The sequence below is a fragment of the Rudaea sp. genome (genome assembly GCF_047601565.1).
GTDB lineage: Bacteria > Pseudomonadota > Gammaproteobacteria > Xanthomonadales > Rhodanobacteraceae > Rudaea.
The window spans coordinates 2,367,224-2,381,195 of record NZ_JASGIY010000001.1; the positions used below are offsets into that span (position 1 = coordinate 2,367,224).

At 63.4% G+C, this 13,972-nt stretch carries 6 protein-coding genes; 4 read left to right on the forward strand and 2 right to left on the reverse strand.

Annotation, left to right across the window (positions count from 1 at the left end; translation table 11 throughout):
* Nucleotides 1–200: 200 nt before the first annotated feature.
* The 4 genes from QM741_RS10285 (at nucleotide 201) to QM741_RS10300 (ending at nucleotide 9,091) form a co-directional block, all read left to right on the forward strand.
* Nucleotides 201–605: a hypothetical protein gene (locus QM741_RS10285; RefSeq protein ID WP_415207613.1), complete on the forward strand. Its 405-nt coding sequence runs from the start codon at nucleotides 201–203 to the stop codon at nucleotides 603–605.
* Nucleotides 602–4,897: an RHS repeat domain-containing protein gene (locus QM741_RS10290; protein WP_415207614.1), complete on the forward strand. Its 4,296-nt coding sequence runs from the start codon at nucleotides 602–604 to the stop codon at nucleotides 4,895–4,897. The genes QM741_RS10285 and QM741_RS10290 overlap by 4 nt, the downstream gene beginning before the upstream one ends.
* A gap of 788 nt (nucleotides 4,898–5,685) precedes the next feature.
* On the forward strand, nucleotides 5,686–8,376 hold the full coding sequence (locus QM741_RS10295) for an RHS repeat-associated core domain-containing protein (protein ID WP_415207615.1): 2,691 nt from the start codon (nucleotides 5,686–5,688) through the stop codon (nucleotides 8,374–8,376).
* Between the two features lie 409 nt (nucleotides 8,377–8,785).
* Nucleotides 8,786–9,091, forward strand: coding sequence for a hypothetical protein (locus tag QM741_RS10300; protein WP_415207616.1), 306 nt, complete (start codon nucleotides 8,786–8,788; stop codon nucleotides 9,089–9,091).
* A 52-nt stretch (nucleotides 9,092–9,143) separates the two neighbouring features.
* On the opposite strand, the gene QM741_RS10305 is transcribed toward QM741_RS10300, so the two are convergent.
* A complete protein-coding gene (locus tag QM741_RS10305; RefSeq protein ID WP_415207617.1) occupies nucleotides 9,144–10,157 on the reverse strand; it encodes a ribonucleotide-diphosphate reductase subunit beta in 1,014 nt (337 codons plus the stop codon).
* A gap of 182 nt (nucleotides 10,158–10,339) precedes the next feature.
* A complete protein-coding gene (locus tag QM741_RS10310; protein WP_415209107.1) occupies nucleotides 10,340–13,804 on the reverse strand; it encodes a ribonucleoside-diphosphate reductase subunit alpha in 3,465 nt (1,154 codons plus the stop codon).
* Nucleotides 13,805–13,972: the final 168 nt, after the last annotated feature.

The following is a 13,972-nucleotide window of genomic DNA, read 5'->3' on the forward strand; positions in this document are numbered from 1 at the left end:
AATGGCCTCGATTCTTGTGGCGCGAACGATCCCTTCGCGCCGAAGAAGTCATCCGACCCGCAAACGATCGTTTCCCGCCTCCGCAACCCTCTTTCCGGGTTGGCGCGCCGGAACGTTCTCACCAGTCCACTCCTGCGAGAGATCACGCCGCTGGCCAGCGGCGAAGATGCTCCTGCGCGGGTGGGACAGGAGGTGGACACATGAAGTGCTTGCGAACCGCAGTGGTGTTGTCGACGTCCATGCTTGCACTGATGGCAAATGCATGGGCAGGCGAAACTCAGACATACAAATACGATGAGTTGGGCCGCCTGAAATCGGTTCAATATACCGGCACGGTGAACAACGGACAGGCGCATTCGACTTGTTTCGATCCGGCCGGCAACCGGACCGTTTATCGATCGGACGCCGGCGGCGCGCTCGCGACCTGTCCAGCCGGCTCGGCGCTTGCTCCTGCGGATCAACCATCCGCCGCGACGCGGGATTCCGGCGGCGGCTCTCACGCGGCGCTTCCGGATACTCGCGGCGCGGCGAAGACCACGTGCACGGGACTCGACGATGCAAGCCGCCAGTCATGTATGGTCGCGGACGGCTCGGGGGCGAAATGAACCGGAACACGCAACCCGTGGGCGGCGCCCTCCTCGCCGTGCGCCCGGGCGCATCGGTGGGTACCGCTCGCTCCGGCGCACTTCCCGGCCTGTTCGCGCGGATCGGCGCCATGATGCTCATGCTGATGCCGGGCTGGTTTGCGCCCGGCACGGCAAGGGCGCAGACGCAGGTGCCGCCGGCCGTGGTCAGCCCGCTGAAGATGGAACCCGATCCCAACGGCTTCAATCTCCTCGATGGCCGGGCCCGGGCGAACCTGCCGGTCCTGTCGATTCCAGCCGCACCGCGCCTGACATTCCAGCGGGTTCAGGACATGGCGCCCTATGTCGTCGGCAAATACGGCACCGATATCGAGGATGTGAGCTTTTCGCTGCATGACGGCGGTCTTGCGTCCGAGTCCTTCCGATGCCTGAGCGCGTGTTCCAGCGTGACCGGAACGGGATCGACCATCACCATCAACGGCCAGAGCTATCGGCAGGCGGGTACCGGTACGGTCTTTACCTACAACATTCTCTACGTGGCCAGGACCGCCACCAATCCGGTGATGCAGAAATACGCATCGAACGCCGCGTATGCCGACGGCGAGGTCGTTACCTATACCTATGCAAGTGCGACGCTTCCCGGAGATACGCTCAACCGGACTTGGCGTCGGCCGATCACGGTCAGCACCAATCTCGGTTACGCCCTGTCGATCACGTATCAGAGCGACGATCTGAGCGATATCGGTTGGGGCACGCCCAGCGTCGTGAAAATCTACCGGACGGCGGACCCCGCCACGACGCTGGCGCAGTTCACCTATTCGGGCAACACGATCACCGATCTGGCCGGTCGCGTCTTTCAATGCAGCGGCAACTGCTCCAACAGCCTGGGCACGGATGTCGAGACGACGACAGCCACCGAGCGCCTGCCGGGGGAAAGCGCCGACGCAAGGCAGATCACGCCGCTTTCCGGTGCGACCGTTGTCGGCAGCATCGTGCGCGACGGCGTGACCTGGACCTACGCGTACACCAATCTCAGCAACGACGTGATCTACAACACCCACCGTTACAGCAAAGTCACGGTGACCGGGCCCAACGGGTACAACGTCGCTTACGACGTTACCGCAGTGGACCAGAAAAACGTGATCACGCGCTCGACGGATTCGATCGGTCGGCAAACCAATTATGCGTCCGATTCGAGCAGCCGGCTGACGCAGGTGACCTATCCGGAGGGGAACAAGGTCGGGGTGGTTTATGACGACTGGGGCAATGTCTCCCAGCGCACGACCTATGCCAAGCCGGGCTCCGGCCTGCCGAATCTGGTCGAGACGGCCTATGTGAACCCAACGACCTGCACGGGCGTGCTCTGCTATCGGCCGGTCTGGACGAAGGACGCCCTCACTCGACAGACCGACTATGTCTACAATGCGAACGGGCTGCTCACCGAGCGCACCGATCCGGCCGATGCGTCGGGCGTGCGGCGCAAGACCTGCGTCGCCTACACCCCCGCGGCCCCCTATCGCGCCATCGCGACCTGGGTGGTGGCCAGCACGAGCGCATGCGGCTCGGCCGCGAGCCAGAGCATCCGCACCGAGACGGATTACTGGAACAACACGTTCCTGCCGAGCGCGCAGCGCCGCTACGACGGCGCGACCGTCCTGACCACCGCCTACGGCTACGACAATGCCGGCCGCCTGCTGTCGGTCGACGGCCCGCTCGCGGGCACGGACGATGCAACCTATTATCGCTACGACGTGGTGGGACGGAAGACCTGGGAAATCGGCCCGGTCGCGATGGCCGGCGGTCTGCGCCTGGCGACGCGCTATACCTATCGGGCGTCCGACGACAAGGTGACGCTGGCCGAACACGGCACCATACCCAATGCGACGAGCACGACGCTGACGGTGCTGCAGCAGGCGGCAACCGGCTACGACGCGCGGCGCAATCCGAGCCGCGACGCGGTGTCGTCGGGCAGCACGACGTACAGCGTGCTCGATCGATCCTGGGACAACCGCAACCGCCCGGTCTGCTCGACGCAGCGCATGAATGCCGCGGTGTTCGGCGCGCTGCCCGCGGATGCGTGCACGCCCGGCACGTCGGGCAGCGACGGCGCCGACCGGATCACGAAGAACATCTACGACAACGCCAGCCAGCGCCTGCAAATCCGCCGCGCGGTGGGCACGAGCCTGGAACAGGCCTACGCGACCTACAGCTACACGAACAACGGCAAGACCCAGTACGTGATCGACGCCAACGGCAACCGCGCCCAGTTCGAATACGACGGCGACGACCGGCTCCTGAAATGGACCTTCCCGTCCCCGACGCGGCCCACGGCCTACAACCCGAGCACGCCGGCCAATGCGCTGGCGACGGCGGGCTCGCTCAACGCGAACGACTACGAACAGTACGGCTACGACGCGAACGGCAACCGCACGAGCTGGCGCCGCCGCGACGCGAGCACGCTGACGTTCGCCTACGACGCGCTCAACCGGGTGATCCAGAAGCGCGTGCCCGATCCGGTGGGCGGCCCCAACGCGGGAACCTCGGCCAACTGCTACAGCCTGGCGAGCGACAGCAACGACGTGTGCTACGGCTACGACCTGCGCGGCCGGCAGACCGATGCGCGGTACGGATCGCTGAGCGGCCAGGGCATCGCCACGGCCTGGGACGGGTTCGACCGGCCGACCGGCAGCACCAACAGCATGGGCGGCACCAGCCGCACGCTGGGCTACCAGTACGACGCGGCGGGCAACCGCACGCGGCTGACGTTCCCGGACGCGAACTACCACGCCTTCACCTACGACGCGATGAACCGGATGACGGCGATCCAGGAGAGCGGCAGCACGACGATCGCGACGCTGACCTACAACCCCCAGGGCCTGCGCTCGGGAATCACCGGCGCAGTGGCGACCAGCTACGGCTACGATGCGATCGGCCGGCTCAGCTCGCTCGCGCACGACCTGTCGGGCACGGCGCAGGACGTGAACTGGAGCCTGGGCGGCTACGATGCGGCCAGCGAGGTCAAGTCGCAGACGCTGAGCGCGAATGCCTATGCGTGGACGGGGTTCGCCAACGCCAATCGCGCCTACACGACCAACGGGCTCAACCAGTACAGCGCAGTCGCCACGGCGAGCCTGACCTACGACGCCAACGGCAACCTGACCTCGGACGGCAGCACGAGCTACGCCTACGACCGCGAGAACCGGCTGCTGCGCGCGACGGGCGCATCGACGGCGACCTTGGTGTACGATCCGCTGGGCCGTCTGTTCCAGACCACGAGCGGATCGACCGTCACCCAGTTCCTCTACGACGGCGACGCGCTGGTGGCGGAGTACAACGGCGCGAACGTGATGCAACGGCGCTACGTGCATGGCCCCAAGGTGGACGAGCCCTTGATCTGGTACGAAGGCACGGCGCTGGCGACGCGGCGCATCTTGCGCGCCAACCCGCAAGGCTCGATCGTCTCGGTGACCGACGCCAATGGCGCTTCGCTCTATATCGACACCTATGACCCCTACGGCGTGCCGGGAGCGGGGAATCAAGGGCGGTTCGCCTACACGGGGCAGATACGCATTCCCGAGATCGGGATGTACTACTACAAGGCACGCATCTATGCGCCGACACTGGGACGGTTCCTGCAGACCGATCCGGTGGGGTATGAGGATCAGATCAATCTCTACGCATATGCCAATAACAATCCGTACAAGTATGGCGATCCGGATGGGCGAGCGGGTCAGCTGTTCTGGACGGCCTCGGATCAAGTCACTTATACAGTGCCCTATATCATCGCCATAGCGCCTGGGGCGCATATGAATATCACGCCGGAGCAAATCAATGCGGAAATAGCACGAAATTTTTCTGGGACAATAAATCTAAATGGAAAGGATGTCACCGTTAAAGCTCAAGCTGTGATGGGCAAAGGACCGGATCCGGCAGGCAAAACCAATGTCATCTACGTGGTCCCGAACACTCAAGGCGTTACCGTGAGCGGGCGTGCAGAGACCAATAGCATCGGTGGTGATCGCATTACCATCGGCGAGTCCGGCCCGAATGCAACCACGGTAAATGCAATCGCGCATGAGCTTGGAGGGCATGCTGGTGGAGCAGGAGACCAATATGGTCCGCACAATGGATATGAGGGTGGAATTGATGTGAACGGCCAGAGGCTTCAACAAGATGCGCCTGGCGCATCTGGAATCATGTTCCAGCAAAATGGTGGGCCTGCGAACCAGCAGACCTTGCGCGAAATACTTCAAGCGCCGACCAATACGAATCGATGCGCGAACGGCACGAAGCCCTATAAAGAGGGTTGTTGACATGTTCTTCAAAAAACTTTTATGGATGGTAGGGCTTACGTTTCTCCCGGCCCTGCTGAATGCAGAAACAACTTCAGCGCCCAAGCAAAAGGCAGAACCCCCTGCCTCACTACCACGCATATGTGAAATACATCAGCGTGCATGGTGTATTTATCAAGAGCAAGCAGAGATTAGCAATGCTCAAAGGACCGATAACAATGATCCATACGATTACACGTGGCTAATACGAGACGTATATACACCATACTCAATTCTTGTGGTGTTCGAACAGAAAGGCTGCCGTGAAGGATTCGCCGACATGGTTTCCGCTATGGAGTTCGAGAAACAAGTGAAATGGCAGGGCAGATTGTGGGATCAAATGCGAGTTAGACTTAGGTTAGACGGTTCCTGTGACTTGAAATTACTCGTACCACTATATAATGGTGATCCCCTAGAGTGGGCATTCAGTACCGGGCGTGTTCTGATCTCGGCTTGCAAGGATGAAAAATGCACGCCGATATCGCCAACAGTGGCAGACGTAACCGAAAAATATCGGAAACAGTTTAAGCGAGAACGAACACCGGGGTCGTAGTCGATTTTCCAGTCACGCCCGGAAAACCCGGGTCGGGAAAACCCGGGTCAGAGTCAAATAAAAATCCTTCCATGCCATGACCAGCAAGCCACTTCCGGTGAGATCGGCGCTTTCCCGCTGCTGCGCTCGCCGCTTCGGTTTGGCGCCTTCCGCCGATTTCACCCGTCGTGTCGGCAGCCGCAGGGATCGCCATCAGCGCGCCATCGCGACTTGGGTGATGCCCAGCACGAGCGCCTGCGGCTCGGCCGCGAGCCAGAGCATTCGCACCGAGACGGATTACTGGAACAACACGTTCCTGCCGAGCGCGCAGCGCCGCTACGACGGCGCGACCGTCCTGACCACCGCCTACGGCTACGACAATGCCGGCCGCCTGCTGTCGGTCGACGGCCCGCTCGCGGGCACGGACGATGCAACCTATTATCGCTACGACGTGGTGGGACGGAAGACCTGGGAAATCGGCCCGGTCGCGATGGCCGGCGGTCTGCGCCTGGCGACGCGCTATACCTATCGGGCGTCCGACGACAAGGTGACGCTGGCCGAACACGGCACCATACCCAATGCGACGAGCACGACGCTGACGGTGCTGCAGCAGGCGGCAACCGGCTACGACGCGCGGCGCAATCCGAGCCGCGACGCGGTGTCGTCGGGCAGCACGACGTACAGCGTGCTCGATCGATCCTGGGACAACCGCAACCGCCCGGTCTGCTCGACGCAGCGCATGAATGCCGCGGTGTTCGGCGCGCTGCCCGCGGATGCGTGCACGCCCGGCACGTCGGGCAGCGACGGCGCCGACCGGATCACGAAGAACATCTACGACAACGCCAGCCAGCGCCTGCAAATCCGCCGCGCGGTGGGCACGAGCCTGGAACAGGCCTACGCGACCTACAGCTACACGAACAACGGCAAGACCCAGTACGTGATCGACGCCAACGGCAACCGCGCCCAGTTCGAATACGACGGCGACGACCGGCTCCTGAAATGGACCTTCCCGTCCCCGACGCGGCCCACGGCCTACAACCCGAGCACGCCGGCCAATGCGCTGGCGACGGCGGGCTCGCTCAACGCGAACGACTACGAACAGTACGGCTACGACGCGAACGGCAACCGCACGAGCTGGCGCCGCCGCGATGCGAGCACGCTGACGTTCGCCTACGACGCGCTCAACCGGGTGATCCAGAAGCGCGTGCCCGATCCGGTCGGCGGCCCCAACGCGGGAACCTCGGCCAACTGCTACAGCTTGACCAGCGACACGAACGACGTGTGCTACGGCTACGACCTGCGCGGCCGGCAGACCGATGCGCGGTACGGATCGCTGAGCGGCCAGGGCATCGCCACGGCCTGGGACGGGTTCGACCGGCCGACCGGCAGCACCAACAGCATGGGCGGCACCAGCCGCACGCTGGGCTACCAGTACGACGCGGCGGGCAACCGCACGCGGCTGACGTTCCCGGACGCGAACTACCACGCCTTCACCTACGACGCGATGAACCGGATGACGGCGATCCAGGAGAGCGGCAGCACGACGATCGCGACGCTGACCTACAACCCCCAGGGCCTGCGCTCGGGAATCACCGGCGCAGTGGCGACCAGCTACGGCTACGATGCGATCGGCCGGCTCAGCTCGCTCGCGCACGACCTGTCGGGCACGGCGCAGGACGTGAACTGGAGCCTGGGCGGCTACGATGCGGCCAGCGAGGTCAAGTCGCAGACGCTGAGCGCGAATGCCTATGCGTGGACGGGGTTCGCCAACGCCAATCGCGCCTACACGACCAACGGGCTCAACCAGTACAGCGCAGTCGCCACGGCGAGCCTGACCTACGACGCCAACGGCAACCTGACCTCGGACGGCAGCACGAGCTACGCCTACGACCGCGAGAACCGGCTGCTGCGCGCGACGGGCGCATCGACGGCGACCTTGGTGTACGATCCGCTGGGCCGTCTGTTCCAGACCACGAGCGGATCGACCGTCACCCAGTTCCTCTACGACGGCGACGCGCTGGTGGCGGAGTACAACGGCGCGAACGTGATGCAACGGCGCTACGTGCATGGCCCCAAGGTGGACGAGCCCTTGATCTGGTACGAAGGCACGGCGCTGGCGACGCGGCGCATCTTGCGCGCCAACCCGCAAGGCTCGATCGTCTCGGTGGCCGACTCGGCGGGGGCCTCGTTCGCGATCAACACCTACGATCCCTACGGCGTGCCGGGGACGGGGAATCAAGGGCGGTTCGCCTACACGGGGCAGATACGCATTCCCGAGATCGGGATGTACTACTACAAGGCGCGCATCTACGCGCCGACACTGGGGCGGTTCCTGCAGACCGATCCGGTGGGGTATGAGGATCAGATCAATCTCTATGCGTATGCCAATAACAATCCCTTCAAGTTCACCGATCCGGATGGGCGTGAAAGTGTCGGAGAGATGATCGATTCTGGCGCGCAGGGGTGCGAGCCGGTTTCCTGCGCTGGATGGGCCGCGCTGTATTCGGCTTGGACAGTGCTTGGTGCGGAAGGATTAAGCCAAGCCTATGACAAAGGTTGGTCGAATCTAGGAGCGGGGAATAAGATTGATGCCACTTTAGAGCTTGCCGCTGTACTGCCACCGGTCAAGATTCTTAAAGAAGCATCAGTCGCGGCGAAGGCGTTTGAGCCAAGCGCGAAGACAGTAGAGAAAATCGCGCGTCAATTGGAGAAGGATGGATTGAAGTCGCTTTTGAAGTCACAGCAAAAGCTTGAGCGCCGCCTCGCGGAACACACGGAAAAATTACAGTCGATAAAAGAAGCTGGCGGATATACGAGTTCCGTAGAGAGGGAAATAACAGGATTTAAGAAGGAACTTAATGCTATCCAAAGCGCTATCGAAAAGACTTGTACTTCTCCTATTGGGTCTCATATAAAGTCATGCCAATGAATAAGGATTATGGAAAATTTGTCGTAGAGGTGGCTGATATTTTAAGTCACCAATGCAGTGGTGATCTTTCTCTGTATGATCTTGATGGGGAACCTGGGGCGCATCGAGTTGCTTATTCCATTGTCGAAATATTCGAGTCGTCGGAAAATCTTATAAAGCTCATGGATCGATTGCGCAGAATGCACGAGGGATCAACCGATAGTTCATCGGAAATTATTCAAGGTTTCAGGGATGAGATTGAGCACATGCTATATCACGTTAGAGATTCAGGTATATTTTCCGATCTGTTAGACATGGATCGATAGGAAATGAGAAACCCGGGTCAGCGTCAAATAAAAGCCCCTCCATGACCAGCAAGCCACTTCCGGTGAGATCGGCGCTTTCCCACTGCTGCGCTCTCCGCTCCGGTTTGGCGCATCCCGCCGATTTCACCCGTCGTGCCGGCAGCCGCAGGGATCGCCATCAGCGCGCAGCCGCGACCTACAACCCCCAGGGCCTGCGCTCGGGGATCACCGGCGCAGTGGCGACGAGCTACGGCTACGACGCGATCGGCCGGCTCAGCTCGCTCGCGCACGACCTGTCGGGCACGGCGCAGGACGTGAACTGGAGCCTGGGCGGCTACGATGCGGCCAGCGAGGTCAAGTCGCAGACGCTGAGCGCGAATGCCTATGCGTGGACGGACCAGCGACAGCAACGACGTGTGCTACGGCTATGACCTGCGCGCAGTGGCGCATCCCGCCGTCGTGCTGGATTCCGGCCTGGGAGAGTCAGAAAGCATGGTCGAAGCTCACCTCGCCTTGCACGCCGACCTGGTACGCGGACACGCGGCGCTCGAAGAAGTTGGTCAGCTCCTGCACGTCCTGCAGTTCCATGAACGGGAAAGGGTTCTTCGCGCCGTGGACGGGAGCGAGGCCGAGCATGACGAGGCGCTGGTCGGCGACGTATTCGAGATACTGGCGCATTTCCTTCGCCGACATGCCGACGACGCCGCCGGAGAGCACGTCGTCGGCGAACTGCGTTTCGCAGGCGAGGGCGTCGGCGAGCATCGTGCGCACGTCGTTCGCCCATTGCTCGTCGAACAGTTCGGGCTGCTCGCGGCGCACGCTGCGGATCACCTCGAAGGCGAAGGCCATGTGCGCGGATTCGTCGCGGAACACCCAGTTGGTGCCCGCGGCGAGGCCCGGCAGCAGGCCGCGCGAGCGCAGGAAGTAGACGTAGGCGAACGCGGCGAAGAAGAACAGCCCTTCGATGCAGGCGGCGAAGCAGGTGAGGTTGAGCAGGAACTGACGCTTGTCCGCGTCGGACTCGACGCGGTCGAGCTTCTGGATCGAGTCGATCCAGCGCAGGCAGAATTCGCCCTTGTGCCGGATCGAGGGGATGTTCTCGATCGCGGCGAACGCCTGCGCGCGGCGCTCGGCCTGCGGGATGTAGTTGTCGAGCAGGGTCAGATAAAACTGCACGTGCAGCGCTTCCTCGTAGAGTTGGCGCGACAGGTACATGCGCGCCTCGGGCGCGTTGATGTGCTTGTAGAGGTTGAGCACGAGGTTGTTGGCGACGATCGAGTCGCCCGTGGCGAAGAACGCGACGAGGCGTTCGATCAGATGGCGCTCGGCTGGCGTCATGCGCTTGTCGAGGTGATTGAGATCGATCTGGAAATCGATCTCCTCGACCGTCCAGGTGTTCTTGATCGCGGCGCGGTACATCTCGTAGAACTGCGGATAGCGCATCGGCCGCAGGGTGAGGGCGAAACCGGGGTCGAGGAGGCGGGAAGACTGGGTCATGACGGTTCTATCCAAAAAATGTCGGGCGAAGGGCGCTTTTTCTTCCCTTCTCCCACCGGGAGAAGGTGCCCGAAGGGCGGATGAGGGAAGGGCCTCGCAAAATCTCGGTGGCGTTGGAAAATTGAGAGGCTCTTCCCTCATCCGGCGCTTCGCGCCACCTTCCCCCGGAGGGGGAAGGGAAGCTATTGGCAGGCCTCGCACATCTCGGGGTTTTCGAGCGAGCAGACGACGGCTTCGCTGTCGGTATAGGTCTTCTTCGGTGCGACGCCGCTCGCGGTCACCGTCGCCTTGGCGATCTTCGTCGCCGGGCGCGAGCGCAGGTAGTACGTCGTCTTCAGGCCCTTCTTCCACGCGTACATGTACATGCTCGAGAGCTGGCCGATGTTCGGGTTCTCGATGAACAGGTTGAGCGACTGGCTCTGGTCGATGAACGCGCCGCGCTCGGCGGCCATGTCGATCAGCGCGCGCATCGGCAGTTCCCAGACCGTGCGATAGATGGTCTTCAATTCCTCGGGCAACGCGGTAACCGATTGCACCGAGCCTTCGGCGAGCTTGATCGCATCGCGAATTTCCGCGGTCCACAGGCCGAGGCGCTTCAATTCCTCGACGAGGTAGCGGTTGACCTGCAGAAAATCTCCGGACAGCGTTTCGCGCTTGAACAGGTTCGACAATTGCGGCTCGATGCACTCGTAGCAACCGGCGATCGAGGCGATCGTCGCGGTCGGCGCGATCGCGATCAGCAGCGAGTTGCGCAGGCCGTGCGCCTTGATCTCCTCGCGCAGCGCGTTCCAGCGCGCGGTGTCGCTTGGCGTCACGTTCCACGCGTCGAACTGCAATTCGCCGCGCGCGGCGCGCGTCTCGGCGAATGCGGCATGCGCGCCGTGCTCGCGCGCGAGTTCGAGCGAGGCACGCAGTGCGTGGTAGTAGATCTCCTCGGAGATGCGCGCAGACAGCGCGCGTGCGGGCGCCGAGTCGAACGGCAGGCGCAACTGGAAGAACACGTCCTGCAGGCCCATCAGGCCGAGGCCGACCGGGCGCCAGCGCAGGTTCGAGGCGCGCGCGGTCGCGATCGGGTAGAAGTTCAGATCGATCACGCGGTCGAGCTGGCGCACGGCGACGTGCACGGTGTGCGCGAGCTTGTCGAAATCGAACGCTCCGTCGATGATGCAGCGGGCGAGGTTGATCGAGCCGAGATTGCACACCGCGGTTTCCGCGCCGCCGGTGACTTCGATGATCTCGGTGCACAGGTTCGACAGGTGCACGCGGTTGTCGGGATTCGCGGTCTGGTTGCAGGCGCGGTTGCACGCGTCCTTGAAGGTCATCCAGCCGTTGCCGGTCTGCGCCAGCGTGCGCATCATCTTCGCGTAGAGGTCGCGCGCCTTGAGCGTCTTCTTCGCCAGGCCCTGCGCCTCGGCCTGCGCGTAGGCCTGCTCGAACGCCGGGCCCCACAAGTCGGGCAGGTCGGGCACGTCGGCGGGATCGAACAGCGACCATGCGCCGTCCTCGTCGACGCGGCGCATGAACAGGTCCGGCACCCAGTTGGCGAGATTGAGGTGATGCGTGCGCCGCGCCTCGTCGCCGGTGTTGTCGCGCAGTTCGAGGAAGGCCTCGACGTCGGCGTGCCAGGGTTCGAGATAGACGCAGGCCGCGCCCTTGCGCTTGCCGCCATTGTGGGCAAGCCCGGCCGTCGTCATGTAGGACTCGTCGCCGTCGATCTTGAGATCGATCACGAACGGCACGGCCGCTACCGGCTCGACGCCGCGCACGCGCGAGAACACGCAACTTTGCCATTCGATCCAGTTGCGCTTCGTCAACGCGGCGCAGCCGAGTCGGGCGGCGATCTCGGCGATTGCCGGAATGCGCAGGTCGAAGCTGCGCGTCACGCCGTTGAATTCCACTTTCGACCCGTCCGAGCGCGCGCCGGCATGCGTATTGGCGCGCTCGCGGTACTGGCCGGCGCAGGGTACGCCAAGGCGCAGCAGCTGGTAGCGCACGCCCTCGATCAGCGGCAAGGACGTGTTGGTGAAGCTGATTTCCTTGTTGCGGGAAACCGTGCCATCGGTTTCGATCAGGCCTTGCAGAAGAGCCAACGCCTGCGGGCGCGGAAGATGCGCGAAGCGGGGCGCGATGTGCTTGCGATGCCGTGCGTCGTACAGGTCGGCATGACCGAAAGGCAGAGTCGCCGCGCCGGCGCCGGTGATGCGTCCCGTGGTGCCGTCGCGCACGGCGCCGCGGCCGGCCGCCCAATGGATCTGGACGTAGTTACGGCCACGCGCCGTTTCCCAATGGTGGATGCCGCGGGCTTGCAGGTAGCCGCGCACGAAGTCGAGATGTGAATCGATACCCGGATTGCCGGAAACCCCCCACTGACTGCCGTTCTTCGACAGGTGGCCGTCGCCGAGCAGGATGCCGTACAGGCGCGCGTCGTCTTCGTCGAAGCCGTCGACCGCCACGGTTTCAGTCGGGATGACCTGGGCGATGTAGTCGCCTCTGCCGAGTTGCCCTGCCTCGACCCAGGCGGCGCGCACCTTGCCCTTCGCCAGCCAGTCGTGCGTGCGTTGCGCCGATTGTTCGAGGGGAACGCCGCGGATCGCGTAGAACGGATGGCCGTCCGTGACGTGCAGCGGCTCGATCGAATGCTTGACGTCCAGCGCGACCATCGCATCACGCTGGTTGTAGACCAGGCGCTCGGTGACGGTGCGGTAGGTACCGGAAATCCCGAGCACGAGGTCGCCCGGCTGGATGTCGCGGATCGCTTTTGCGCCTTTCGCGGTGTGCACGCGCGTATCCGGTGCGAAGCACTGGTTGACCGCGGCGACCGACGAGTCGAGCGTCTTCAGCCACGGCACGATGCCGTTGGAAAGACCGTTCGTCGAGCGGATCAGCGAGCCTTCCGCGCGCACGCGGTGCCAGGCGACGCCGATGCCGCCGGAGAATTTCGACAGCTGCGCGATGTCCTTGTACTTCTCGTAGATCGCCTCGAGCGAATCGGCCGGCGAATCGAGCAGGAAGCAGCTCGACAACTGCTCGTGGCGCGTGCCCGCGTTGAACAGCGTCGGCGAGCTCGGCACGTAGTCGAGCGTCGCGAACAGGCGGTACAGTTCGATCGCGTCGGCGGTCGTCTGGGTCAGCGCGCAGGCGATGCGCATCCAGAAATGCTGCGGCGTCTCGATCACCTGGCGCTTGTGCGGATGCTTGAGCAGGTAGCGGTCGTACAGCGTGCGCAAGCCGAAGTATTCGAAGCGCGCGCTGAGGCTCGCGTCGATCGCGTCGTTGAGCTTGCGCGCATTGGTTTCGACGAAGGCGAGCACGCGCTCGTTGATCAGGCCCAGGTCGAAGCCGATCCGGATCGACTGCGAGAACGAGTAGACGCCGAGCGCCTGCACTTCCTTGTCGACGTAGCCGGTGAGCAGGCGCGCGGCGAGCAGCGAGTATTCGGGTTCTTCGGCGATCAGGGATGCGGCCGTGCGGATCGACAGTTCGTCGAGCTCGCGCGTCGAGGCGCCGTCGTAGAGACCGGTGATCGTCTTCACCGCGACGCGCATCGGATCGACGTCGCGCAGGCCGTCGCCGCAGCGCGTCACCGCGCGCACGATCTTGTTGAGGTCGACCGGTTCGCTCGCGCCGGAGCGCTTGGCCACGCGCATCGCGGCGGGCGCGTTGTGGGGCGGCGTCAGCGCGAAACCGGCCTGATTCGGCGCTGCGATCGGCGCGATCGGGAGCGATGAAGCCGGCGTCGCCGAAGGCGCCAGGATTTCTGTGTCGGACATGCGTGCCTCTCCTTGCCGGTGATGCGGAAGGAAGCGAGGCAGGCG